Source organism: Pseudomonas sp. ADAK7 (assembly GCF_012935675.1).
In the GTDB taxonomy this organism is placed as follows: domain Bacteria; phylum Pseudomonadota; class Gammaproteobacteria; order Pseudomonadales; family Pseudomonadaceae; genus Aquipseudomonas.
This window is the reverse complement of record NZ_CP052861.1, coordinates 4,173,904-4,198,164: the sequence shown is the minus strand read 5'-3', so window position 1 is coordinate 4,198,164 and position 24,261 is coordinate 4,173,904. Positions and strand designations below refer to the sequence as shown.

General features: G+C 60.4%; 20 protein-coding genes. 5 read left to right on the top strand and 15 right to left on the bottom strand.

Annotated features, from left to right (window positions below; genetic code table 11):
• Positions 1-145: 145 nt before the first annotated feature.
• A complete protein-coding gene (locus HKK53_RS19290) occupies positions 146-1,306 on the bottom strand; it encodes an AAA family ATPase (protein WP_169372143.1) in 1,161 nt (386 codons plus the stop codon).
• Positions 1,307-1,608: 302 nt separating this feature from the next.
• Between HKK53_RS19290 and HKK53_RS19285 the strand changes: the two genes are divergently transcribed.
• Genes HKK53_RS19285 through HKK53_RS19275 form a run of 3 tightly spaced genes read left to right on the top strand, consistent with a single transcriptional unit; the run spans position 1,609 to position 6,826 of the window.
• Complete coding sequence (locus HKK53_RS19285) at positions 1,609-2,712, top strand: efflux RND transporter periplasmic adaptor subunit (protein ID WP_169372142.1); 1,104 nt, start codon at positions 1,609-1,611, stop codon at positions 2,710-2,712.
• The gene (locus tag HKK53_RS19280) at positions 2,709-3,776 is read left to right on the top strand and encodes an efflux RND transporter periplasmic adaptor subunit (RefSeq protein WP_169372141.1); all 1,068 of its coding nucleotides are present in this window, start codon (positions 2,709-2,711) and stop codon (positions 3,774-3,776) included. The genes HKK53_RS19285 and HKK53_RS19280 overlap by 4 nt, the downstream gene beginning before the upstream one ends.
• On the top strand, positions 3,773-6,826 hold the full coding sequence (locus HKK53_RS19275; protein ID WP_169372140.1) for an efflux RND transporter permease subunit: 3,054 nt from the start codon (positions 3,773-3,775) through the stop codon (positions 6,824-6,826). Before HKK53_RS19280 ends, HKK53_RS19275 begins: the two co-directional genes overlap by 4 nt.
• Positions 6,827-6,934: 108 nt before the next feature.
• Here the strand turns inward: HKK53_RS19275 and HKK53_RS19270 are convergent, their stop codons facing one another.
• The 13 genes from HKK53_RS19270 to HKK53_RS19210 form a co-directional block, all read right to left on the bottom strand.
• The gene (locus tag HKK53_RS19270) at positions 6,935-7,564 is read right to left on the bottom strand and encodes a class I SAM-dependent methyltransferase (RefSeq protein WP_169372139.1); all 630 of its coding nucleotides are present in this window, start codon (positions 7,562-7,564) and stop codon (positions 6,935-6,937) included.
• A 184-nt stretch (positions 7,565-7,748) separates the two neighbouring features.
• On the bottom strand, positions 7,749-8,093 hold the full coding sequence (locus HKK53_RS19265; RefSeq protein WP_169372138.1) for a DUF6124 family protein: 345 nt from the start codon (positions 8,091-8,093) through the stop codon (positions 7,749-7,751).
• Between the two features lie 397 nt (positions 8,094-8,490).
• A complete protein-coding gene (locus HKK53_RS19260; RefSeq protein ID WP_169372137.1) occupies positions 8,491-9,135 on the bottom strand; it encodes a methionine ABC transporter permease in 645 nt (214 codons plus the stop codon).
• Positions 9,125-10,246 carry a methionine ABC transporter ATP-binding protein gene (locus tag HKK53_RS19255; protein WP_169372136.1) on the bottom strand — a complete coding sequence of 374 codons (1,122 nt, stop codon included), beginning with the start codon at positions 10,244-10,246 and terminating at the stop codon, positions 9,125-9,127. Before HKK53_RS19255 ends, HKK53_RS19260 begins: the two co-directional genes overlap by 11 nt.
• Positions 10,247-10,248: 2 nt before the next feature.
• Positions 10,249-11,058, bottom strand: a complete 810-nt coding sequence (locus HKK53_RS19250) for a MetQ/NlpA family ABC transporter substrate-binding protein (RefSeq protein ID WP_169372135.1) — start codon at positions 11,056-11,058, stop codon at positions 10,249-10,251.
• Between the two features lie 150 nt (positions 11,059-11,208).
• Positions 11,209-12,576 carry an LLM class flavin-dependent oxidoreductase gene (locus tag HKK53_RS19245; protein ID WP_169372134.1) on the bottom strand — a complete coding sequence of 456 codons (1,368 nt, stop codon included), beginning with the start codon at positions 12,574-12,576 and terminating at the stop codon, positions 11,209-11,211.
• The gene (locus tag HKK53_RS19240; RefSeq protein ID WP_169372133.1) at positions 12,576-13,769 is read right to left on the bottom strand and encodes an SfnB family sulfur acquisition oxidoreductase; all 1,194 of its coding nucleotides are present in this window, start codon (positions 13,767-13,769) and stop codon (positions 12,576-12,578) included. The genes HKK53_RS19245 and HKK53_RS19240 overlap by 1 nt, the downstream gene beginning before the upstream one ends.
• A gap of 20 nt (positions 13,770-13,789) precedes the next feature.
• Positions 13,790-15,031 (bottom strand): SfnB family sulfur acquisition oxidoreductase, encoded by a 1,242-nt coding sequence (locus HKK53_RS19235; RefSeq protein WP_169372132.1) that lies wholly within the window; start codon positions 15,029-15,031, stop codon positions 13,790-13,792.
• Positions 15,032-15,452: 421 nt separating this feature from the next.
• Positions 15,453-16,208 (bottom strand): hypothetical protein, encoded by a 756-nt coding sequence (locus tag HKK53_RS19230; RefSeq protein WP_169372131.1) that lies wholly within the window; start codon positions 16,206-16,208, stop codon positions 15,453-15,455.
• 479 nt (positions 16,209-16,687) lie between these two features.
• A complete protein-coding gene (gene tcyN / locus HKK53_RS19225) occupies positions 16,688-17,443 on the bottom strand; it encodes an L-cystine ABC transporter ATP-binding protein TcyN (RefSeq protein ID WP_169372130.1) in 756 nt (251 codons plus the stop codon).
• A 3-nt stretch (positions 17,444-17,446) separates the two neighbouring features.
• The gene (tcyL, locus tag HKK53_RS19220) at positions 17,447-18,112 is read right to left on the bottom strand and encodes a cystine ABC transporter permease (protein WP_169372129.1); all 666 of its coding nucleotides are present in this window, start codon (positions 18,110-18,112) and stop codon (positions 17,447-17,449) included.
• On the bottom strand, positions 18,112-18,912 hold the full coding sequence (gene tcyJ / locus HKK53_RS19215; RefSeq protein ID WP_123515886.1) for a cystine ABC transporter substrate-binding protein: 801 nt from the start codon (positions 18,910-18,912) through the stop codon (positions 18,112-18,114). Before tcyJ ends, tcyL begins: the two co-directional genes overlap by 1 nt.
• A gap of 323 nt (positions 18,913-19,235) precedes the next feature.
• Entirely contained in the window at positions 19,236-20,228 is a 993-nt protein-coding gene (locus HKK53_RS19210; RefSeq protein WP_169372128.1) for a D-cysteine desulfhydrase, read from the bottom strand.
• A 190-nt stretch (positions 20,229-20,418) separates the two neighbouring features.
• Between HKK53_RS19210 and epsC the strand changes: the two genes are divergently transcribed.
• Positions 20,419-21,345 carry a serine O-acetyltransferase EpsC gene (gene epsC / locus HKK53_RS19205; RefSeq protein ID WP_169372127.1) on the top strand — a complete coding sequence of 309 codons (927 nt, stop codon included), beginning with the start codon at positions 20,419-20,421 and terminating at the stop codon, positions 21,343-21,345.
• Positions 21,346-21,733: 388 nt separating this feature from the next.
• Positions 21,734-23,689 carry a choline transporter BetT gene (betT, locus tag HKK53_RS19200; RefSeq protein WP_178117493.1) on the top strand — a complete coding sequence of 652 codons (1,956 nt, stop codon included), beginning with the start codon at positions 21,734-21,736 and terminating at the stop codon, positions 23,687-23,689.
• A 17-nt stretch (positions 23,690-23,706) separates the two neighbouring features.
• On the opposite strand, the gene HKK53_RS19195 is transcribed toward betT, so the two are convergent.
• A complete protein-coding gene (locus HKK53_RS19195; RefSeq protein ID WP_169372125.1) occupies positions 23,707-23,964 on the bottom strand; it encodes a hypothetical protein in 258 nt (85 codons plus the stop codon).
• Positions 23,965-24,261: the final 297 nt, after the last annotated feature.

The window sequence follows — 24,261 nt, the reverse complement described above, 5'->3', positions numbered from 1 at the left end:
AGCTTGCTCCCGCCGGGGTGCGCAGCACCCCCAAGACCTGAGCATGCGATTTGTCTGAGTCAACGCATCGATGGTTTTACGGCTGCTGCGCAGCCGAGCGGGGGCAAGCTCCCTCGCCACAAAGCGTGGGAACGATCGGTGTATCTCAATCCGGCCAATTCCACGCCGGCTCATCCAGCACCCGCTGCCCGACAATCCCGGTCTGGCCCAGGGTCTTCTCCAGCACAATGCAATTGCACTCCAGATCTTCCTGCAACGCCGAGATCAAGCGCCGGGCATGGGACACCACCCACACCTGACACTGCTCGGACGCGCGGATAATCAAGCGCGCCAACGCCGGCAACAGGTCCGGGTGCAGGCTGGTTTCCGGCTCGTTCAGCACCATCAGCGACGGTGGCCGAGGCGTCAGCAGCGCGGCGACCAGCAGCAGATAACGCAGCGTGCCATCCGACAATTCCGCCGCCGACAACGGCCGCAACAACCCTTCCTGATAAAACTCGATGGCGAAGCGTCCACCCTGCAACGGTGCGATGTTCAGGCGCGCGCCGGGGAACGCATCGCTGATGGCGGCTTGCAACGCTTCGGGATCACCGATTTCGCGGATGGTCTGCAACGCCGCCGCGAGGTCGCGACCGTCGTGGTGCAGCACCGGCGTGCGCGTACCCAGCTGCGGTTGACGTACCGGGGCGTCGGCGTCGCTGCGAAAGTGATCGTAGAAGCGCCATCGGCGGATGAACTCGCGCAAGTGCATGACTTCCGGCGAGGTGCGAAAACTGCCGACCTGGTCGAACAGGCTGTCGAAATTCGGCGTGTGCTGGGCCAGCACATCCCAGTTGCGACCTTCACGGGCACGGATCATCGGGCCGTCGCGATCCACCAGCAGGCTGGCCGGGCGGTAGAGCGGCCCGGCCCAGATGCATTCTTTTTTGATTTCCGGGTCGAGGGCAAAGTAAGACTCTGTCGGCGCCGGCAGACCCAGGGCAATCGAATAGCTGAAGTCTTCGCCAGCAAATCCCAGGCGCAAGCGTTTGACGCCTTGGCGCACGGTGGCTTCGATCGGCACTTCACCGTTACGCATACGCCGACTGATGTTCTCCGGCCCGGCCCAGAACGTCGAATCGAGCCCGCCTTCACGGGCCAGCGCATTGACCACGCCGCCCTGGGCGGTTTCCGCCAGCAGGCGCAACGCGCGATAGAGGTTGGACTTGCCACTGCCGTTGGGGCCGGTGATCAGGTTCAACCGACCCAACGGGATCACCAATTTATTGATCGAGCGGTAATTGGCCACCGCGAGGGTTTTGAGCATAAGAGCTTCCTGCTGCATAGGCGGCCAGTTTGCCTTATTGTCGGCCACACCGTGACCTGTAGCAGCTGGCGAAGCCTGCGTTCGGCTGCGAAGCAGTCGTCAAACCTGAATACTCAGTCTGCCTGATACACCGCGGTGTCTGACTTCACGACTGCTTCGCAGCCGAACGCAGGCTTCGCCAGCTGCTACAAAGGCAGCGGTTTGATCACATTATTTATCGCGGTCAGTGCACCCATTGAACCCTGTTCTAAGCTCACAGTCGTATCGTCACTTGCACGTTCGTACAACGAAAAGGAGTCTGCATGGCGGGTACCGGATTGAAAATTATGGTGGGCGTGGGCGTCTTCGCCCTGCTGACCGCCTGCGGCGATAAAAAACCGGTCGAGAAAGACCTGCCGCGCGTCTTCGTGCAAGCGGTCAAGCCCGCGGATTACGCCGCTTCCGTGACCCTCACCGGCGACGTCCAGGCCCGGGTGCAAACCGAGTTGTCGTTTCGCGTCGGCGGCAAGATCATCCAGCGCATGGTCGATGTCGGTGACCGGGTTTCGGCCAAACAGGTATTGGCCAAACTCGACCCGAAAGACCTGCAGACCAACGTCGATTCCGCCCAGGCCCAGGTCACCGCCGAACAGGCGCGGGTCAAGCAGACCGCCGCTGCGTTCGTGCGCCAGCAAAAACTCCTGCCCAAGGGCTACACCAGCCAAAGCGAATACGATGCGGCGCAGGCTGCTTTACGCAGCAGTCAAAGCGCCCTGACCGCCGCCCAGGCGCAATTGGCCAACGCCCGCGAACAACTGAGCTACACCTCGCTGATTTCCGAAGCACCGGGGGTGATCACCGCGCGCCAGGCCGAAGTTGGCCAAGTCGTCCAGGCCACCGTGCCGATCTTCAGCCTGGCTCGGGACGGCGAACGCGACGCCGTGTTCAACGTCTACGAATCGCTGCTGGTCGAGCCGCCCGCGGACAAATCGGTGGTGGTCAGCCTGCTCGATAACCCGGCGATCAAAACCACCGGCACCGTCCGGGAAATCACCCCGGCCGTTTCGGCGCAGACCGGCACCGTACAAGTCAAAGTCACCCTCCACGGACTGCCCGACGGCATGCAGCTTGGCTCGGTGGTCAGCGCCACGGCCAAGGCGCCGGGCAAATCCGCCGTGGAATTGCCCTGGTCAGCGCTAACGAAGAACCTCAGCGAACCCGCCGTGTGGCTGGTGGACGCGGACGGCAAGGCGCAACTGCACAACGTCACCGTCGGCCGCTACCTGACCGGCAAAGTCATCATCAGCGGCGGCCTGGACGGTGGTGAAAAAGTCATCATCGCCGGCGGCCAGTTACTGCACCCGGGAATGAAAGTGGAAATCGCCGAGAACACCTACAAGGATCTGGCACCGGGAGCCGAACAATGAAGCGCCTGATGCTGTTGTCTGCCGGTTTGCTGCTGGCAGCCTGCTCAAAAGAAGAGCCGCCACCGGAGCCGGTGCGCCCGGTGCTGTCCATCGAAGTCAAAGCCCTGAATCAGGAAGACCTTGGCCGTTTCGCCGGCAGTATCCAGGCGCGCTATGAAAGCAATATCGGCTTCCGGGTGCCGGGTCGTATCGCCAGCCGCAATGTCGATGTCGGCGCCGAAGTCGAGAAGGGCGCCTTGCTCGCGACCCTCGACCCCACCGATCAGCAGAACCAGTTGCGCTCCGCCGAGGGCGATCTGGCGCGGATTCAGGCGCAGTTCATCAACGCCCAGGCCAGCGCCCGTCGCCAGCAGGAATTGTTTGATCGCGGAGTCGGCGCCCAGGCGCAACTGGACATCGCCCAGACCGACCTGAAAACCACCCAGGCGTCCCTCGATCAGGCCAAGGCCGCGGTCGATCAGGCCAAGGATCAACTCAACTACGTGCAACTGCGCACCGATCACAAAGCCATCGTCACCGCGTGGAATGCCGAAGCCGGCCAGGTTGTCACTGCCGGTCAGCAAGTGGTGACCCTGGCGCAACCGGACATCAAGGAAGCGGTGATCGACCTGCCGGACATCCTCGTCGATCAACTGCCGGCGGACGTGGTGTTCCAGGTTGCTGCGCAACTGGACCCGAGCATCACCAGCACCGCGATCATCCGCGAAATCGAACCCCAGGCCCAAAGCGCGACCCGTACCCGTCGCGCGCGCCTGACCCTGACCGACACGCCAGCGGGCTTTCGCCTCGGCACGGCGATCAGCGTGACCCTCAGCTCCGCGATCAAACCGCGTCTTGAACTGCCGGTCACTGCCCTGCAAGAGGTCGATGGCAAAACCCGTATCTGGGTGGTCGACCCGCAGACGCAAACCGTTTCCCCACGGGACGTCAGCCTGATCAGCCGCACCGATTCAACCGTGGTGCTGGCCAACGGCGTGAAGTCCGGTGAACGCGTGGTCAGTGCCGGTGTGAACAGCCTGAAACCCGGGCAGAAAGTCAAAGTCGATGAGGGCAACCCACAATGAAAGGGAGTTTCAACTTATCCGAATGGGCCCTCAAGCATCAGTCGTTTGTCTGGTATTTGATGTTCGTCGCGCTGCTGATGGGCGTGTTCTCGTACATGAATCTCGGTCGCGAAGAAGACCCCTCGTTCACCATCAAAACCATGGTCATCCAGACCCGCTGGCCCGGCGCGACCCAGGAAGAAACCCTCAAGCAGGTCACGGACCGCATCGAGAAAAAACTCGAGGAACTCGATTCCCTCGACTACGTGAAAAGCTATACGCGACCCGGTGAATCCACCGTGTTTGTGTACCTGCGCGATACCACCAGCGCCAAGGACATCCCGGAAATCTGGTACCAGGTGCGCAAGAAGATCAACGACATTCGTGGCGAATTTCCCCAGGGCTTGCAAGGGCCGGGGTTCAACGACGAATTCGGCGATGTGTTCGGCTCGGTGTACGCCTTTACCGCTGACGGCTTGTCGATGCGTCAGTTGCGCGACTATGTGGAACAAGTGCGTGCCGCTGTTCGCGATGTGCCGGGGCTGGGCAAGGTCGAGATGATTGGCGAGCAGGATGAAGTCCTGTACCTGAATTTCTCCACGCGCAAACTCGCGGCTTTGGGTATCGATCAGCGCCAGGTGGTGCAGAGCCTGCAATCGCAAAATGCCGTGACCCCGGCCGGGGTGATCGAAGCCGGTCCCGAGCGGATATCCGTGCGCACCTCCGGGCAGTTTGCCTCCGAGAAAGACCTGGCCAACGTCAACCTGCGGCTCAACGACCGCTTCTATCGCCTGGCCGACATTGCTGACATCAGCCGTGGCTATGTCGATCCGTCCACCCCGCAATTCCGCTTCAACGGTCACTCGGCCATCGGCCTGGCGATTGCGATGAAGAAGGGCGGCAATATCCAGGAATTCGGCAAGGCCTTGCATCAACGCATGACCGACCTTACCGCCGATTTGCCGGTGGGCGTCGGCGTGCACAACGTGTCCGACCAGGCTGCCGTGGTGGAAAAAGCCGTCGGCGGATTTACCAGTGCGTTGTTCGAAGCAGTGGTGATTGTGCTGATCGTCAGCTTCATCAGCCTCGGCGTGCGCGCCGGGCTGGTGGTGGCGTGCTCGATTCCGCTGGTGCTGGCGATGGTCTTCGTCTTCATGGAATACAGCGGCATCACCATGCAGCGGATTTCCCTCGGCGCCCTGATCATCGCCCTCGGCCTGTTGGTGGACGACGCGATGATCACGGTGGAGATGATGGTCACGCGCCTGGAAATGGGCGAGACCAAGGAGCAGGCGGCGACGTTCGCCTACACCTCGACCGCGTTCCCGATGCTCACCGGTACGCTGGTGACGGTGGCCGGTTTCGTGCCGATTGGCTTGAACGCCAGTTCCGCCGGTGAGTACACCTTCACGCTGTTCGCGGTGATCGCCGTGGCGATGATCCTGTCGTGGATTGTCGCCGTGCTGTTCGCCCCGGTGATCGCCGTGCACATCCTCAGCACCAATGTGAAACCCCATTCCGCCGAGCCGGGTCGCATCGGCCGCGCATTCAACGGCGGCATGCTCTGGGCCATGCGCAATCGCTGGTGGGCTATCGGCATCACCGTCGCACTGTTCGTGGCGTCGGTGTTTTCCATGCAGTTCGTGCAGAACCAGTTCTTCCCGTCCTCGGACCGTCCGGAAATTCTCGTCGACCTCAACCTGCCGCAAAACGCCTCGATCGACGAAACCCGCAAGGCTGTGGACAAGCTCGAAGCCACGTTCAAGGACGACCCGGACATCGTGCGCTGGAGCACCTACATCGGCGAAGGCGCGATCCGTTTCTACCTGCCCCTCGACCAGCAATTGCAGAACCCGTACTACGCGCAATTGATCATCGTCAGCAAAGGCCTGGAATCGCGCACTGCGCTCAGCCAACGCTTGCGCGAACGGCTGCGCAAGGATTTTGTCGGCATCGGCAGCTACGTCCAGGCCCTGGAAATGGGCCCGCCGGTGGGGCGGCCGATCCAGTACCGGGTCAGCGGCAAGGACATCGATCAAGTGCGTAAACACGCGATCGAACTGGCCACCGAACTCGACAAGAACTCGCACATCGGCGAGATCATTTACGACTGGAACGAGCCGGGTAAAGTCCTGCGCATCGACATCGCCCAGGACAAGGCGCGGCAACTGGGGCTGTCGTCGGAAGACGTGGCCAACCTGATGAACAGCATCGTTGTCGGTTCGCCGATCACTCAGGTGGACGATGACATCTACCTGATCAACGTGGTTGGCCGCGCCGAAGACGCTGAACGTGGTACGCCGGAAACTCTGCAAAACCTGCAAATCGTCACGCCGGGCGGCACCTCGATTCCGCTGCTGGCCTTCGCCACGGTGCGGTATGAGCTGGAGCAACCGCTGGTGTGGCGCCGGGATCGAAAACCGACGATTACCATCAAGGCTGCGGTGCGCGATGAGATCCAGCCGACCGATCTGGTGAAACAACTGCAACCGACCATCGACAAGTTCGCTGCCGGGTTGCCGGTGGGCTACAAGGTCGCTACGGGCGGTACTGTCGAAGAAAGCGGCAAGGCTCAAGGGCCGATTGCCAAAGTCGTACCGCTGATGCTGTTCCTGATGGCGACGTTCCTGATGATCCAGTTGCACAGCGTGCAGAAGCTGTTCCTGGTGGCCAGCGTCGCGCCGCTCGGGCTGATTGGCGTGGTGCTGGCGCTGATCCCGACCGGCACGCCGATGGGCTTTGTGGCGATCCTCGGGATCCTGGCGCTGATCGGCATCATCATCCGCAACTCGGTGATTCTGGTGACGCAAATTGAATCGCTGGAGAAGGAAGGCGTTGAACCGTGGGACGCGGTGGCGCAGGCGACGGAGCATCGTCGCCGGCCGATTCTGCTGACGGCAGCGGCGGCGAGCCTGGGGATGATCCCGATTGCCCGGGAAGTGTTCTGGGGCCCGATGGCTTACGCGATGATTGGCGGGATCATCATCGCGACGTTGCTGACGCTGCTGTTTTTGCCGGCGCTGTATGTGGCCTGGTACAAAATCCGCGAGCCGAAAAAAGAGTCAGCCTAATGATCGTTCCCACGCTCCGCGTGGGAATGCCTCCCGGGACGCTCCGCGTCCCTACGGTGGTGACGCAGAGCGTCACGGGCTGCATTCCCACGCGGAGCGTGGGAACGATCAGTCGGCGCGGCGCCAAACGCTGGCCAACCAAGGCTGTTGCTCGCGCGGCAACCCCGCCGGCCGGTAGTAATGCTCCAACTCGACAAATCCGGCCTCGGTCAGCAATGCCTGCCACGCCTGCAAATCGTGATACGCGCCATACCGCGGCCCATTCCAGCCTTCCTGATTCTCCCCTCGGGGATTGGAGCTGAACAACACCCCACCCGGTTTCAGCGCCGCGTGCAGTTCCTTCAACACTCGAGGCAACTCCTGACGCGGAATATGAAACAGCACCGCATTGGCGAAAATCCCGTCGAAGCGCTCGGCCGGCAGATCCAGCTTCAGAAAGTCCTGCTGCCAGACCTCGCAACCGCTGTCCTCCCGGGCCATCTGCGCAAACTTCTCCGAACCATCCAGGCCTACGGCGATGTGACCCATGCGCGTGAAGGTTTGCAGGTCACGACCCGGCCCGCAGCCGAAATCAAGGATGCTAAACGGCGCTGCACCCTGAATGTGCCGCAACAGTGCATCGATGTTCTGGCTGACATCGTGATCGCGCGTCCCCTCGCGAAAGCCCTCGGCCACCGAGTTGTAATGGCCCAGGGTAGTGGCGGTGATTTTCTGGAGGTCGTCGGGGGTTTGTTTCATGGGGGGCTGCGCAGGCAATGGGGATTTGCCGAATATACGCCATCAATCTGGGGGCTGCTTCGCAGCCATTCGCGGGCAAGCCTCGCTCCTACAGGTTTTGTGTCGATCGCAGGATCGAGAATCGACACAAAACCTGTAGGAGCGAGGCTTGCCCGCGAAGGTGATATCACTGACGGCTGATGACTCAGCTCTGCTTCATCCCCAGACAATCAATGGAACGATCAACCATGGCTTTGGCGATCTCCAGCAAATGCCAAACCGAAAACACCATGGCGCGTTCTGCTCCTTTGAGCTGGTCGCCACACTGATACGCCGTGACTGAGGCACAACGCAGCAAGTCAGCCACATAGAGTTGGGTGTCTTCAAAGCTCACATCGTCACTGACGTTGTAGAAACGCAGTTCATCGGGCGCCGAAGGCTGGTCGCCGGTGAGGTAGAAATCGATTGCCCGATAGAGCGCGGATCGGTCTCTGAGCGGGGCGTCGTTTTCAGGTGCGTTGGAGGGTGGATCGGGAACGGATCTTTTCATGGGTAAAACTCCTGATATTGATTGGAGCCGACCGATATCGCGACTAAACGAACAGAGGTGGCGGCTGCGCGCAGGTTAGTCGACCGGTCACCAGGCAATACCGGCGCACCCGAGGGTGCCCTGCGCACAGCCACCATAAATTACAGGCGATAAAACACCTGAGATGAGGTGGCGCTGTGCGCCCGGTAATCCGGGCGACTAAACCCGATCACTGATGAGCAGTGACGGGCCGAAGACTAGCCACCGGATTTGGCAGGCGCAAGCGAGCGAAATGATCTAGGAAATGTCCTGCAAATGAAAGGGAACGGGCCTGCTGGCACTCTGATTTTCTTGTAGGAAATCTTCCCTTAACAGGTCAGTGATGACCTGCCAAAAAAGCGCTTCAATCGCACTGCATTCAACGCTTGTTCAACCCTCGAGCCAACCGATCCCCGCCGAGTTGAATAATCGCCACCAACATGACCAACAACACAATCACCGTCAACATGATCTGGCTGTCAAAACGCTGATACCCATACCGATACGCGATGTCTCCCAACCCGCCAGCACCAATCGCTCCGGCCATGGCCGACGAGTTGATCATCGTCACCAGCGTAATGGTGAAACCGCCCACAATCCCCGGCAGCGCTTCAGGCAACAGCACATGCCAGACGATATGCCAGCGCCGGCAACCCATCGCTTGCGCGGCTTCGATCAAGCCGTGGTCGACTTCGCGCAAACTCACTTCGGCGATGCGCGCAAAGAACGGGGTAGCGGCAATGGTCAGCGGCACGACCGCAGCCCAGACGCCATAGGTGGTGCCGACGATTAACCGGGTGAATGGAATCAACGCCACCATCAGAATCAAAAACGGAATCGAGCGGAACAGGTTCACGAACGCGCCCAGCACACGGTTCAGCGCGGGCGCCTGGTAGATGCCTCCCTTGTCGCTGGTGACCAGAATCACCGCCATCGGAATCCCCGCCAGCAGTGCGATCAGCGACGACACACCCACCATCAAAAACGTGTCGATGAAGCCCTGAAGCAAGCGATCAAACCACATAACCCAGCACCTCCACCTGTTGCGCCCAGTTGCTGGCGCGTTGACGCAGTTCCTCGGCGCTCAGGGACGAACCTGCTACCGCCAACAGCAGTTGCCCAAGCGCATGTCCCTGAATTCGCTCTACACCGCCCTGAAGCAGCCGCACGCGACCACCGAGGGCGACGAACAGTGCCGCCAGATCCGGTTCATCCGTCGCGCTGCCCGTGAATTGCAAACGCAGCACGACGGCGGCATCCGAAGATTGGGGTTGAGCGCGCAAGCGGCTTTGCAATTCTTCCGGCAGGGCGTGTTGCAGCGGCGCGAGCAAGGTCTTGCTGACTTCATGCTGCGGGTTGCCAAAAACCTCCCACACCGGCCCTTGCTCAACGACACGTCCGTGCTCAAGCACCACGACCCGGTCGCAGATATCGCGGATCACCGCCATCTCATGGGTGATCAGCACAATGGTCAAACCGAGGCGCCGGTTGATCTCGCGCAGCAGGCCAAGGATCGATTGTGTGGTTTCCGGATCCAGCGCCGATGTCGCCTCGTCGCACAACAGAATTTCCGGATCATGCACCAACGCACGGGCAATGCCGACGCGTTGTTTCTGCCCACCGGACAGCTGCGCCGGGTACGCCTTGTGCTTCTCTTGCAGACCCACCAGTTCCAGCAATTCTCGGACCTTTTTTTCGCGCTTGTCCTTGGGCACACCAGCCACTTTCAGCGGCAACTCAACGTTCTGCCAAACCGTCTTGGCCGACATCAAATTGAAGTGCTGAAAAATCATGCCGATCCGCCGACGCAACGCCACCAAACGGTCTTCGTCGAAATCGCCGATGTCCACTTGATCAATCAACACCCGGCCAGTACTCGGTTGCTCCAGGCGATTAATCGTGCGAATCAGCGACGACTTGCCGGCGCCGCTGCGGCCGATGATGCCGAACACTTCACCGCACTGGATCGCCAGGTCGATGCCGTGCAACGCCGCCACCGGACCTTGCTGACCGTTGTAGGTTTTGCCCAGGCCGATGAAGCGCACGTGGGCGCGATTGAGGTCCGGGCGCAGCTCAGTCTTTTCGGCTTTCTGAGGCTCTGGAATATCCAGTCGCCGTTGGATCGCGGCCGTCATGCTCAGCTTTCCCAACCGGCTTGATAGAGCTTGCCGTGGGCTTTATCCAGCGCTGCACGAACAGCGGGCGAGTGCTGGTAGATGTCGACGAATTTGATCAGGCGCGGGTCGGTTTTGCTTTTTGGCCGGATCACGAACTGAATCACATATTCCTTGTGATCGAGGCCGTCGAACAGCAGCGCCGAGCCAGCGTCGAAGGTCTTCGACAAACGGATGTAGGCCGGGTAGCCCTGGACCAGATCGGCGTCGTCATAGGCGCGCACCAGTTGCACGGCTTCGACCTGGAGGATTTTGATCTTCTTCGGGTTGGCGATGATGTCTTCTTCGGTGGCCTTGTAGCCAACCCCCGGTTTGAGGGTGATCAGGCCGGCCTTGGCCAGCAGTTGCAGGCCGCGACCGCTGTTGATCGGGTCGTTGGCGATGGCCACGCTGGCGCCTTGTGGCAGTTCGTCGAAACTTTTGTATTTCTTCGAGTAGAGGCCGACGTTGTTGATGATCCCCGGCGCGAACGGCACCAGGTCAAAACCGGCAGCAGCCTTGGCGTTTTCCAGGAACGGGATGTGCTGGAAGTAATTCACATCGATATCGCCGGCGGCGAGGCTGACGTTGGGCGCGATCCAGTCGCTGAACTCCACCAGTTCGACTTTCAGGCCTTGCTTGGAGGCTTCTTCGACAGCGGCTTCCAGCGGGATGGCGAAGGCGGCGGTGGTGCCGACTTTCAGCGGCGCGTCGGCGGCGAAAACCGCAGAGCTGAACAGGCCGAGGGCCAGGGCCAGTGCTTTGACTGGGTGGGTCAGGTGTTTTCTGGTCATGTTGGTTATCCAGTCAGTGCATGAGATTTAGATCGTGTGGATCGTTCCCACGCTCTGCGTGGGAATGCCTCCCGGGACGCTCCGCGTCCCTGCGGCTGTGACGCAGAGCGTCACTGGCTGCATTCCCACGCGGAGCGTGGGAACGATCGGTTACAGGGGTTGGTATCGGTAACGGGCGCCGGTATGTTGCTCCGGCAAATGCGCTTCACCGTGAAACAGCTTCTCCCGCAGGCTGCCGCTGTCGTAAGCGGTCTTGTACGACCCGCGACGCTGCAACTCGGGAATCACCAGATCGATGAAATCCACATAGCTTTCCGGCGTGACAATCCGCGTCAGGTTGAAGCCATCCAGGCCGGTTTCAGCGATCCACGATTCCAGCTCATCCGCCACTTGCTCAGGCGAACCGATCACGGTGATGTAGCGACCACCGAGAGCGTGTTGCTCGAGCAATTTGCGCCGGGTCCAGTCGTTGTTTTGCAGGTTCTTGGTCGCCGACTGGATCGCGTTGCTCTTCACGTACTGGATCGGTTCGTCGATCTCGTACTGGGAAAAATCGATCGCAGTGGACGCCGAGAAATGCGCCACGCCGGCCTCGGCACTGGCGTAGCTCAGGTACTCGGCATGCTTGGCCCAGGCCAGTTCCTCGGTGGCGCCGACGATCACGTTCAAGCCCATGAACAGCTTGATGTCCTCAGGGTTACGCCCGGCCTCGACGGCGCTGGCGCGGACCTTGTCCACTTGCACCTTGGTCGATGGCTTGTTCTGGCCGCTGATGAATACGCACTCGGCGTGGCGCCCGGCGAACAGCAAACCGCGATCCGAACTGCCGGCCTGGAACAGCACCGGTGTGCGTTGCGGCGACGGTTCGCAGAGGTGATAACCCTCGACCTGATAGAACTCGCCCTTGTGCTCGACCTTGTGCACTTTCTCCGGCTGCGCATAGATCCGTTGCTTGGGATCGTTGAGCACCGCGCCGTTTTCCCAGCTGCCTTCCCAGAGTTTGTAGAGCACCTCCAGGTATTCATCGGCCTGGTCGTAGCGGCGGTCATGCTCGACTTGTTCACTCAGGCCCATGGCCTTGGCGGCGCTGTCGAGATAACCGGTGACGATGTTCCAGCCGACGCGACCGCGACTCAAATGGTCGAGGGTCGACATGCGCCGGGCGAACAGATACGGCGGTTCGTAGGTCAGGTTGGCGGTGAGGCCGAAGCCGAGGTTCTTTGTCACGGCGGCCATGGCCGAGACCAGCAGCAGCGGGTCGTTGACCGGCAACTGGATCGATTCTTTCAGCGGTACATCCACCGAGTTTTGATAGACGTCGTACACACCGACGATGTCCGCGATGAACAAGCCGTCGAACAGTCCGCGCTCCAGCAGTTGCGCCAGTTCGGTCCAGTACTCGATGGTTTTGTATTCGGTGGAGTTGTCCCGAGGATGCGTCCACAAGCCATGGTTGATGTGCCCGATGCAGTTCATGTTGAACGCGTTGAGCAGGATCTTTTTCTTGGCGTCGGCCATCAGATGGTCCCCCGCAGCGGCGGGTTTTCATCGTTGAGGTAGTAATTGCCCACCGCGTGATACTTCCAGCGCACCGGGTCGTGCAACGTGTGCACCCGGGCGTTGCGCCAGTGCCGATCCAGACCGTGTTCGATCAGGGTCGCCTGGCTGCCGGCCAGTTCGAACAGCGTGCTGCCGGTGGCGAGGGAGATTTCGGTGCTGATGGCCCGGGCTTCGGCGACGGCAATCGAGGCGGCGGCGACCGTCTCGGCATTCATGTTGGCCTGGGCCTTGTCGAGGAATTCGCCGGAACGTTCCAGCAGTGCTTCAGTCGCGTGCAAGCGGATAGCCAAGTGACCGAAGCTCTTGATGGTCAGTGGATCTTCAATGGCTTTGTCGTTGCCGGAATCGATCCACGGCCGGGTTTTGGTCCGCACAAAATGCAACGCATCTTCGTAAGCCGCGCGGGCGATGCCGGTGTCGATGGCGGCGTGAAGAATCTGCGCCAGCGGGCCGACGGTGGTCGGGCGTTCGAAAGCGCTTTGAAACGGGATCACGTCTTCGGCGGCGACGTAGACGTCTTCGAACACCACCGAACCGCTGCCGGTGGTGCGCTGGCCGAAGCCGCTCCAGTCGTCGATCACCGTCAAACCGTTGCTTTCACGCGGGACAAACGCCAATTGCTGCACACCGTTTTCATCCACTACGGAAGTGGGGATGCGTTGGGCGTAGATCGCCCCGGTGGCGTAGAACTTGCGGCCGTTGATGCGATAGCCATCACCGTCCCGAGTCAGGCTGGTGACGCGGTCGTGGGCGGTTTTGGTGCCGAGTTCGGCGAGGGCATTGCCGAAGCGCTGGCCGGCCAAGACTTCAGCGTACAGGCGCTTTTTCTGCTCTTCGCTGCCGTTCACTCGCAGCACTTCGAGGGCATAGAAATGGTTCTGCGGAATTTGTCCGAGGGAGCCGTCGGCCTGGGCGATCAGGGCAATGACTTTGGCCAGGGTGACGTTGGAAACGCCAGCGCCGCCGTATTCTTTCGGCACGCTGATGCCCCAGAGGCCCGAGCGGGAAAACACTTCCAGTTCCGGGTGCGGCAAACGGCGTTCGCGGTCGCGCAGGGCGCTGTCGCGTTTGAAATCTTCGGCCAGGTCACTGGCGACGATCAGGGCTTGCTCATCGCTGGTTATGACCGCGACGTGGTGAGAAAGAGTCATGTGTTTCTCCAGAGGTCTGGTCAAATCCAGGAATGGCGAGCGGGCAACGTGCCGTTGAGGTGATAGGTGCCGACGGCGTGGTACTTCCAGCGCACCGGGTCGTGCAGGGTGTGCACGCGGGCGTTGCGCCAGTGACGGTCGAGGTTGAATTCGGCGAGGGTGGCGCGGCTGCCGGCCAGTTCGAACAGCTTTTCGCTGGCCAGCAGCGAGATCTCGGTGGTCAGCACCTTGGCTTCGGCCACGGCGATTGAAGCGCGGGCGGCGGACTCGGCGGTGAGCGGCGCGGCGTTGACCTGGTCGAGCACTTGCCCGGCCTTGCGCAGCAGCGCTTCGGCGGCGTGCAGTTCGATTTTCAGTTTGCCGATGTCGGCGATCACGTACAGGTCATCGCTGGCCCGTTCGACCTTGGCGTCGATCCATGGCCGGGCGCGGGTTTTGACGAATTCGATGGCGTCATCGATGGCGCCGCGAGCGATGCCGGCGTCGATGGCCGCTTGAATCAATTGCGACACGGCGCCCTGGATATTCGGGCTTTCGTTGATCTTCCAGTTATCCACCACCAACTCGGCGTCGACCCGCACGTTATTGAGCAAAATCGTGCCGCTGGCGGTGGTGCGCTGGCCGAAACCGGACCAGTCATCCACGATGCGCAAACCCGGCGTACCACGACGGACGAAGGCCAGCACTTGCTTGCCGTCGTCGTTCAGCGCCTTGACCGCCACCCAGTGGGCGAATAGCGCGCCGGTCGAATAAAACTTCTGGCCGCTGATGACAAAGCCGTCGCCGTCAGCGGTGATCCGTGCCTTGAGTTCGAGGGTGTTTTTGGTGCCGCGTTCCGGCCCGGCATTGCCGATGCGCCAGCCTTCGAGCACGCTTTTGAACAGCTGTTTTTTCTGCGATTCGGTGGCGCTGCCGAGCACCAGATTGAGGATGCCGAACTGGTTCTGCGGAATCTGTCCGAGTGCCGGGTCGGCCGCGGAAATGATCGCGAACACCTCGGCGATGGTGACGAACGAAACCTGCGGGCCACCGTACTCGCGCGGAATGGCAATGCTGCCCAGGCCGCTGCGGGTGAACTGTTCGATTTCCGACCACGGCAGCTTGCGCTGCTGGTCACGTTTGGCCGCTTGCAGGCGGGCGACTTGCGCCAGCTCATGGGCGGCCTTGATGGCTTGTGCGTCGTTGCGCAAGACCTGCGCGGGCAACAACAGGGGGGCGATATCCAGGTCACTCTGGATGGTGGCTTCTGCCAGACTGGACATCAGTGCCGCTCCTTGGCTGCACGCAATGCCCTGGCGATCTGCACTGGGGTGATTGTGTTGGGGACCATACCTACCTCACATCTCATGGAAACGCCGCGAGGGTGGCGGCGAACGAAAAACAAGAATGTCCGGTGGTCCGGTGCATATACCCTAAGCGCGTATAAATAATTAATAAACTAACTTTTGGGAATATGCATAGAAGGGCGTCTGTCCGCAGGGCAACAGTTGTTTGTAGAGCAACAGCGGACCCTAGGGATTGGTTCTTTTGTAGCAGCTGTCGAGCACCGCGAGGCAGCGTTCGGCGGCGAAGCCGTCGTCAAACCTGCACACGCGGTTTACCTGAAACACCGCGTTGGCTGACTTTGCGACGGCTTCGCCGCCGAACGCTGCCTCGCGGTGCTCGACAGCTGCTACAGGGGTCTCAGCGTTCGGCGGCCTTGAGTTGTTCCTTCAACGGCACTTTCAGGTAGGGATTGGCACATCCGATCTTCAGCATCCGCGGCGGTGCCCAGCGTGAGTTGTTGCCCACTCGGTCGAGGATGCAGTAGGTCACTTCCAGCCTCAGGTCTTCGCCCGCTTCAAGAATGATCGCCGCAGGCACCCAGACCTGGATTGGCTGGCCAATATCCCCAGCCTTGAGCTTGGGCAGGTCCATGCGCACATCGCCCCATTGCAGGGTGATTTCGTCGTCGATGGCCATGTTCAGGTAAGGCTCGATGGTCAGCGGCACGCCGCGTTTTATCTGGTTCGGATTGACCCCGTGGCGGCGGATGGTATCGGGGAGGTTTACCGGGGCCAGGCTCTGGTTTTCGTCGCCGGACACGGCAGGCGACTGGCCGCCCGGGCAATCGAGCTTGATCTGCACTCGCGTGGTCGGCGACAAGGCCGGGTCTTGCCCGACTTGCATGATGCGGTAGTGGACGTGTGAGGTGCCATTGACGACAAAGCTCTCGGGCACTCGCAGTTGCACGGGTTGATTGACGTCGTCGACGATCAGGGCTTTTGAAGCCACGTAGCAGTCGTCCCAGTAGAGTTCGATCAGATCGCCTTCGTCCATGCCGGGGTAGGGCGCTACAGCGATCAGCAAGTGGGCGGCCGAGGTGATGTTGATGCCACTCCTGTGGGATTGCGCCAGGGTCGGGGCCGCAAGTTCGGGTTTGTTCGAGGTGCTTGTCATGGGTTTCTCCTTGAAGCCTTGCAGCGAAGTCCGTTTCTGGAAGTTCAATAGGCGTGAATCACCGGGCAACAAAAAGTTCGTGTTAATAACGAATACGTCGGAATGATTGGCGCCTGTTGCAGACTAGATAAGAGCGCGCCGGAATAGGTGTCAATAGAGTTTGTTAGTGGGTGAGTGGATTCAGTGTTATTCAGAAAACTCCTACGCGGTGCAGTTAATAAGCCGCATCGTGCCGTCGAACTTTACCCACGTTTTTCCCCGGTATGACGCATCGGGTAAGCCGACCCGGTGAGTCTGGCGGTTAAGGATGATGGCGTATTTTAGGCAGGGTGATTCTGTTGCAGGACATATATATGTACCGCATGGGGCGACAGGGAGTTTTATATAGTTAGTGCAGGATGGAGAGAGTGTGAAGATGTTTGGAGGGGTGGGTAACTGTCACTTCCTTCCATGGAAGTTGACCAGTTTTAATCATTGTTTCAGGGGTGCGTGTTATTTAGAAACTTACTGAGAAACTGTTGGGTCCGCTCTTCTTTCGGATTGGCAAACAACGCCTTGGCTTCGCCCTGCTCGACAATCACACCCTTGTCGAAAAACACCACGCGATTCGCCACGTCCCGGGCAAAGCCCATTTCGTGGGTGACGATGACCATGGTGCGATTCTCTTCAGCGAGGCTGCGGATGGTCGACAACACTTCACCGACCAGCTCAGGGTCGAGCGCGGAAGTGGGTTCATCGAACAGAATCACTTCCGGTTCCATCGCCAGCGCGCGGGCAATCGCCACACGCTGTTGCTGACCACCGGAAAGGCGTCGCGGGTAAGCGTCTTCCTTGCCCGCCAGGCCAACCCTGGCCAACAGCTTTTTACCCAGGGCAACGGCTTCGGCGTGCGGGATCTTCTTCACGATGATCGGGCCTTCGATGACGTTTTCCAGGGCGGTGCGATGGGGGAACAGGTTGAAGTTCTGGAACACGAAGCCCACATGCTGGCGCAAACGTCGCACCAGACCCTGCTGCTGGTTCAGCGGGCGGCTGCCATCGATCTCGATGTCGCCGACCTTGATCCGGCCGCTGGTGGGTTCTTCGAGGAAGTTCAGGCAACGCAGGAACGTGGTCTTGCCCGAGCCGCTCGGCCCGATAATCGCCACGACTTCGCCTTCCTTCACTTCCAGATCGATGCCGTTGAGCACCACTTGACCCTTGAACTGCTTTGTCAGTTTTTCCACGACAATCATGGGTCAGGACTCCTGGTCGTGCCGATTGACCCGCTCTTCCAACTTGTTCTGCAGGTGCGAGAGCGCCGTGGCCAGAATCCAGTAGATCAGCGCGGCGGCGAGATACATGGTGAAGACTTCGAAAGTCCGGGCGGTGATCAATTGCGCCTGACGGAACAGTTCCGGCACCTGGATGGTGGCGGCCAGCGCCGTGTCCTTTACCAGCGAGATAAAGCTGTTGCCCAGTGGCGGCAGGGCCGTGCGCATCGCTTGCGGAATGATGGCCCTGCGCAGGGTCTGCGCGCGGGTCATGCCGATACTCGCGGCGGCTTCCCACTGGCCACGCTCGATGGAGCTGATCGCGGCGCGGAGGATTTCGCAGGCGTAGGCGGCCATGTTCAGCGAGAAGCCGATCAGAGCCGCCGGCAGCGGATCAAGTTCGATGCCCAATTGCGGCAAGCCGTAATAGATCACGAACAGCTGCACCAGCAACGGCGTGCCGCGAAAGAACGACACGTAGATGCGGGCGAGCCAGCTCACCAGTTTGAAGCGCGACAAACGCATCAACGCCAGGCCGAAGCCCATCACCAGGCCGAAGAACATTCCGCCCAGGCTCAAGATTACCGTGTAGTACGCGCCCTTCAGCAGGAAGGGCGCGGAGTCCAGTGCGAGTTGGAAAGCTTCTTCCATTATTTGGTGACGTCAGCTTGGAAGTATTTTTCCGAGATCTTGGCCAGGGTACCGTCGGCACGCAGCTCGTCGAGGGCTTTGTTCACCGCAGCCAGCAGTTCTGGCTCACCTTTACGCAGGGCAATGCCGGATTCCTGACGGGAGAATGCTTGGCCGGCAGCGACGGTTTTCGGTGCTTTCTTGGCGTATTCAAGCGCAGCCAGGCGGTCGATCAGGATGGCGTCGGTACGGCCATTGTTCAGGTCTGCGAACTTGGTCGGATCATCGTCGTAGGTGCGCACGTCAGCACCCGGCACGTTGGCTCGGACCCATTGTTCGTAGTTGGTGCCCAGACCTACACCGACTTTCTTGCCGGTCAGGTCAGCGGCGGTCTTGATGTTCAGCGCGGCTTCCTTGCTCTTCAGCACCAGCGCCTGAATGCCGGAGATGGTGTACGGCTCGGAGAAGTCATACTTCTTCTTGCGCTCGTCGGAGATCGTCACCTGGTTGACCACGAGGTCCAGGCGCTTGGATTCCAGAGCAGCGAGGATGCCGTCCCACTTGGTTGGCTGAATCTTGGCCTTGACGCCCAACTTTTTGGCCAGGGCTTCGGAGAGCTCGACTTCGAAGCCGGCCAGTTTGCCGTCGGCGTCGACGAAACTGAACGGTGGATAAGTGCCTTCCAGGCCGACGTTGATCACGCCTGCGTCCTTGATTTTTTGCAGTTGCTCACCGGCAACCGCTTGCCCCAACAGGCCGGCGCTCAATGCCAGGCCCAGCGAACCTACCAGCAGGTTGCGACGTAGTGCGGAAAAATTCATGACAAGCCCCTGTGTTTTCTTATGAAGACGCTTTTAGGAATGTTGGCAAAATCGGGATTTGAACGACTGCAATATCCTGCCCTAAAGCAGCTTATGCGTCTCCCGGCAAATTCGCCTGCGGCGCGACTATATGATGATGTCGTTAGATAGGAAAATACTAAATATAGATTTTGTTATTCTTTTATAGAATATGTGATGCATGATAGTTCCCACGCTGATCGTTCCCACGCTCTGCGTGGGAATGCCTCAAGGGACGCTCCGCGTTCCAATGGGACGCGGAGCGTCACGGGCTGCATCCCCACGCAGAGCGTGGGAACGATCGGTCAAAGGAAGTCTTTGTAGGCAAACAACGCCGGCGCCCCACCGGTGTGCAGGAAGATGATCGGGCCTTCATCAAACCGCCCGCGCCCGATGCCATCGAGCAACCCGGCCATGGCCTTGCCGGTGTACACCGGGTCGAGCAGCAAACCTTCCTGACTCGCCAGCAGTTTCACCGCCGACAACGTCCCGGCGTTCGGCTCGCCATAACGCGGGCCAAAGTATTCATCCCACAATTCAACCTTGAAGCTCTTCGGCAAACTCACACCCAGCAACTCTGCCGTGCGTTCGGCCAGGCCTTGGACTTTCGGCCGCTGATCTTCCTCGCTACGGGACACCGTCACGCCAATCACTGGCAAATCCGGGAGTGCTTCATTCAATGCCAATGCCAGACCGCTGTGGGTCCCGGCACTGCCCGACGCCAGGACCACGGCCGCGAACTTCAGGCCGGTGTCCTTGATCTGTTCCGCCAATTCCAGCCCGGCGCGAACGTAACCCAGCGCACCCAAGGCATTGGAGCCACCAATCGGCACCACATACGGCTTCTTGCCGTTGTTGTGCAGGCGATCAGCCAGGGCCTGCAATTGATCGTCGGCGTTATCGAGGTTCTCCACCAATTCGACCTTGGCATCGAACAGGTCCAGCAACAGCCGATTGCCGTTGCCGACATAGTTGGCGTCATCGGTGCCCAGCGGGTTTTCCAGCAGCGCTACGCAACCCAGGCCCAGTTTGGCGGCGATGGCAGCGGTCTGGCGCACATGGTTGGACTGCAGCGCACCCGCAGTGATCAGGGTGTCGGCGCCTTGGGCCAGCGCATCGGCGGCCAGGTATTCAAGTTTGCGCAGCTTGTTGCCGCCCATGGCCAGCGGTGTCAGGTCGTCGCGTTTGACGTAGACATCGCGGCCCAGCCAAGTGGACAAGCGTTCGAGTTTTTCCAGGGTGGTAGGGTGGCCAAGCAGGTCGAGGCGGTTAAAGCAGGCAAGCGATTGTTTGATCATGGGTCCGTACTGGCGGAGGGGGATGTCAGGACTATAGGCACGGCTATTTGTGCGAGCAACCGTCAATCGCTTATATCCGAATGTGCTGATCACAGCACAATTGGTTCTTAATTCGGCCTCCAGCCCTTGCCGTAAAGTAATCGCCGTCAGCGCGGCCAGACAGTCCGGCCGCCCGAGTGGAGTTTTTACCGTGAGCGAGCGTTCCAGCCATTGGCAATTGCAGACCATCGTCAGCCAGCTGCGCACGGCGCGGGATCAGTGGCGTGCCCAAAACGGCCGCGCCAGCGGCGAGCAGGGCGGTCGCGAGTTACCGTCCCGGGCGGCGATGGCGGACATTCTTGAAGCCTTGTGCGGTGCGTTGTTCCCGATGCGCCTGGGGCCGGTGGATTTGCGTGAAGAAAGTGAAGACTTCTACGTCGGCCATACCCTCGATGTCGCGCTGAACGCGTTGCTGGCCCAAGCGCGGCTCGAACTGCGTTACGCCGCCCGCCACAGCGACAAGGCCGACACCGAAGTCGAGGCCAAGACCATTTCCATCATCCAGGACTTCGCCCTCGCCCTGCCGGGGTTGCGCAGTTTGCTCGACACCGACGTGCTGGCGGCCTATCACGGCGACCCGGCGGCCCGCAGCGTCGATGAAGTGCTGCTGTGCTATCCGGGGATCCTGGCGGTGATTCACCATCGTCTCGCCCACCATTTGTACCGCGCCGGGTTGCCGCTGCTGGCGCGGATCAGCGCGGAAATCGCCCACTCGGCCACCGGCATCGATATTCATCCGGGGGCGCAGATCGGCCGCAGTTTCTTTATCGATCACGGGACAGGTGTGGTGATCGGCGAGACCGCGATCATCGGCGAGCGGGTGCGGATTTATCAGGCCGTGACGTTGGGTGCCAAGCGGTTCCCATCGGATGAGGATGGCCAATTGCAGAAGGGCCATCCACGGCATCCGATTGTCGAGGACGACGTGGTGATCTATGCCGGGGCAACGATTCTGGGGCGGATTACCATCGGCAAGGGTTCGACCATTGGCGGCAATGTGTGGCTAACCCGCAGCGTGCCGGCGGGGTGCAACCTGACGCAGGCGAATTTGCAGCATGATGATGGGACGCAGAAGTAAGTCCCCCACCCAATCATTCCTACGCTCTGCGTGGGAATGCCTCCACGGATGCTCCGCGTTCGACTGTTGATGGGACGCGGAGCGTCCCGGGCTGCATTCCCACGCAGAGCGTGGGAACGATCTTTTGACAGTGAACGAATCCCCCCAACCCCGCGTCATACCCTTCCTTGAGCTAGCGTAGGAAAGCGACCGCCGAGCCCTGCGATTAGTCCTTAGCACGCTATTCATGTTTAACTTGAACGCTCATTCAAGTTAAACCGCCGGTTTGCTGCCCGCTCACAACAGGAGGCTTGCCCTTGCCGAGTCCGTTTCTGATTGCCCTGTTTCACCCCCTTGAGGTGCGCTGTTCATGAGTGCACCGACCACCCCTCCAAGCGGCCAGGTCCGCATGAATCCGCCGGTGTTTTACTTCGCGGCGGGTTTCATCCTGTTGTTCGGCATCATCGTAATGGCCTTTCCCAAACAGGCCGGTGCCTGGTTGCTGGAAGCGCAAAACTGGGCGGCCAATACGGTCGGCTGGTACTACATGCTCGCGATGACCCTGTATCTGGTCTTCGTGGTGGTCACCGCCTTGTCCGGCTACGGCAAGATCAAGCTCGGTGCCGACCACGACGAACCCGAATTCAGTTACCTGTCCTGGGCCGGCATGCTGTTCGCCGCCGGGATCAGCATCACGCTGTTTTTCTTTTGCGTGTCCGAACCGCTGACTCACTTGTCCCTGCCGCCACAAGGCACGGGCGGTACGCCAGAAGCGGCGCGGCAGGCGATGCAGATTCTGTTTCTGCACTGGGGCCTGCATGGCTGGGGCGTGTTCGCCTTCGTCGGCATGGCGCTGGCGTATTTCGCGTATCGGCATAACCTGCCGCTGGCCCTGCGTTCAGCGCTGTATCCGCTGATCGGCAAGCGCATCAACGGACCCATCGGCTATGCGGTGGATGGCTTCGGCATCATCGCCACGGTGTTCGGCCTCGGTGCGGACATGGGCTTCGGCGTGTTGCACCTCAACTCGGGCCTCGACTACCTGTTCGGCATCGCCCACACCCACTGGATTCAGGTCGGCCTGATCACGCTGATGATGGGCGCGGCGATCATCGTCGCAGTGTCCGGCGTCGATAAAGGCGTGCGGGTCATGTCCGACATCAACATGCTGCTGGCCTGCGCGCTGCTGCTGTTCGTGTTGTTTGCCGGCCCGACCCAGCACTTGCTCAATACCTTGATCCAGAACATCGGCGACTACCTCGGCGCGTTGCCGATGAAGAGTTTCGACCTTTACGCCTACGACAAACCCAGCGACTGGCTGGGCGGCTGGACGGTGTTCTACTGGGCCTGGTGGATCGCGTGGTCGCCGTTCGTGGGCCTGTTCATCGCACGGATTTCCCGTGGCCGCACCATCCGCGAATTCGTCTTCGGTGTGCTGCTGATCCCGCTCGGTTTCACCCTGGCGTGGATGTCGATCTTCGGCAACAGCGCCATCGACCAGGTGCTCAACCACGGCATGACGGCGCTCGGTATGTCGGCCATCGATAACCCGTCGATGACCTTGTACCTGCTGCTGGAAACCTATCCGTGGAGCAAAACCGTGATTGCGGTCACGGTGTTTATCAGCTTCGTGTTCTTTGTCACTTCGGCCGACTCCGGCACCGTGGTGCTGTCGACGCTGTCGGCCAAGGGCGGCAACCCGGATGAAGACGGGCCGAAATGGCTGCGGGTGTTCTGGGGCGCGATGACGGCGCTGGTGACCAGTGCGCTGCTGTTCTCCGGCAGCATCGATGCACTGAAGTCAGCGGTAGTGCTGACGTCGTTGCCGTTCTCGATGATTTTGCTGCTGATGATGTGGGGGCTGCACAAGGCGTTCTACCTGGAATCGCAAAAGCAGATCGCGCAGATGCATTCCCTGGCGCCGGTGTCCGGTTCCAAGCGTGGAGGCTGGCGTCAGCGTTTGAGCCAGGCAGTGCATTTCCCGTCGCGGGATGAGGTCTATCGCTTCCTCGAAACCACCGTGCGTCCGGCGATTGAAGAAGTGACGGCGGTGTTTGTCGAGAAGGGTTTGAGCGTGGTTGCTCAGCCCGATCCGGCGAATGACAGCGTCAGCCTGGAAATCGGTCATGGCGAGCAGCATCCGTTCATCTACCAGGTGCAGATGCGTGGCTACTTCACGCCGTCCTTCGCCCGTGGCGGCATGGGGTCCAAGCAACTCAACAACCGCCGCTACTACCGTGCCGAAGTGCATTTGAGCGAGGGCAGTCAGGACTACGATCTGGTGGGTTACACCAAGGAACAGATCATCAACGACATCCTCGACCAGTACGAACGGCACATGCAGTTCCTGCACCTGGTTCGCTGATCGAGCGCCGGTGGCGCCTAGGCTTTGTTCAGCACCATGAACAGAACCAGCGCCGCCACCGGCACGCTGAACACCACCGTGCCGACCACCAGTTCCGAACTCAGGGGCTGGTTGGCCGTGACCACGCCCACCGCGCCATTGATCACCGTCAGGGCCAGCCACAGGACGACGAAACTGTAGGTCAGCGTCTGTCGGCTGAAACCGACCCGCTCGCCGATGTAGAGCATCAGCGCGAGCAGGACCAGGCCGAAGAAGATGATGATGGTGGTGTGCATGGTCTGTTCCGCCTTTTAGAAGTGTGTGCTGTCAGGCACCAGTTTAGTGGTCGCTGGTGATCCAGTGTGGGCGCGGCGGTGTGCTTCAGTGAAGGTTGTATCTATCGCTCAGGCGCTCTCGCGCTCAATTGCCCGGCACTCCGGCGGATTCAATCGCCGTACCTCATCCCCCATCGTCAGCACTCCCATACTTTCCAGCCTCTCCTCGTCGCCTGCACGCCGATCTCCAGTGCGAGTGATTTGAGGGTGCTCAACCGTGAGCGCAGTTTTTTGGCGTGCGAATAGTCCCCAATGCCG

What these genes read in the sequence shown, in the direction of transcription:
- HKK53_RS19290 (WP_169372143.1), bottom strand. Translation starts at nt 1,306, where the DNA reads ATGCTCAAAACCCTCGCGGTGGCCAATTACCGCTCGATCAATAAATTG.
- HKK53_RS19285 (WP_169372142.1), top strand. Translation starts at nt 1,609, where the DNA reads ATGGCGGGTACCGGATTGAAAATTATGGTGGGCGTGGGCGTCTTCGCC.
- HKK53_RS19280 (WP_169372141.1), top strand. Translation starts at nt 2,709, where the DNA reads ATGAAGCGCCTGATGCTGTTGTCTGCCGGTTTGCTGCTGGCAGCCTGC.
- HKK53_RS19275 (WP_169372140.1), top strand. Translation starts at nt 3,773, where the DNA reads ATGAAAGGGAGTTTCAACTTATCCGAATGGGCCCTCAAGCATCAGTCG.
- HKK53_RS19270 (WP_169372139.1), bottom strand. Translation starts at nt 7,564, where the DNA reads ATGAAACAAACCCCCGACGACCTCCAGAAAATCACCGCCACTACCCTG.
- HKK53_RS19265 (WP_169372138.1), bottom strand. Translation starts at nt 8,093, where the DNA reads ATGAAAAGATCCGTTCCCGATCCACCCTCCAACGCACCTGAAAACGAC.
- HKK53_RS19260 (WP_169372137.1), bottom strand. Translation starts at nt 9,135, where the DNA reads ATGTGGTTTGATCGCTTGCTTCAGGGCTTCATCGACACGTTTTTGATG.
- HKK53_RS19255 (WP_169372136.1), bottom strand. Translation starts at nt 10,246, where the DNA reads ATGACGGCCGCGATCCAACGGCGACTGGATATTCCAGAGCCTCAGAAA.
- HKK53_RS19250 (WP_169372135.1), bottom strand. Translation starts at nt 11,058, where the DNA reads ATGACCAGAAAACACCTGACCCACCCAGTCAAAGCACTGGCCCTGGCC.
- HKK53_RS19245 (WP_169372134.1), bottom strand. Translation starts at nt 12,576, where the DNA reads ATGGCCGACGCCAAGAAAAAGATCCTGCTCAACGCGTTCAACATGAAC.
- HKK53_RS19240 (WP_169372133.1), bottom strand. Translation starts at nt 13,769, where the DNA reads ATGACTCTTTCTCACCACGTCGCGGTCATAACCAGCGATGAGCAAGCC.
- HKK53_RS19235 (WP_169372132.1), bottom strand. Translation starts at nt 15,031, where the DNA reads ATGTCCAGTCTGGCAGAAGCCACCATCCAGAGTGACCTGGATATCGCC.
- HKK53_RS19230 (WP_169372131.1), bottom strand. Translation starts at nt 16,208, where the DNA reads ATGACAAGCACCTCGAACAAACCCGAACTTGCGGCCCCGACCCTGGCG.
- tcyN (WP_169372130.1), bottom strand. Translation starts at nt 17,443, where the DNA reads ATGATTGTCGTGGAAAAACTGACAAAGCAGTTCAAGGGTCAAGTGGTG.
- tcyL (WP_169372129.1), bottom strand. Translation starts at nt 18,112, where the DNA reads ATGGAAGAAGCTTTCCAACTCGCACTGGACTCCGCGCCCTTCCTGCTG.
- tcyJ (WP_123515886.1), bottom strand. Translation starts at nt 18,912, where the DNA reads ATGAATTTTTCCGCACTACGTCGCAACCTGCTGGTAGGTTCGCTGGGC.
- HKK53_RS19210 (WP_169372128.1), bottom strand. Translation starts at nt 20,228, where the DNA reads ATGATCAAACAATCGCTTGCCTGCTTTAACCGCCTCGACCTGCTTGGC.
- betT (WP_178117493.1), top strand. Translation starts at nt 21,734, where the DNA reads ATGAATCCGCCGGTGTTTTACTTCGCGGCGGGTTTCATCCTGTTGTTC.
- HKK53_RS19195 (WP_169372125.1), bottom strand. Translation starts at nt 23,964, where the DNA reads ATGCACACCACCATCATCATCTTCTTCGGCCTGGTCCTGCTCGCGCTG.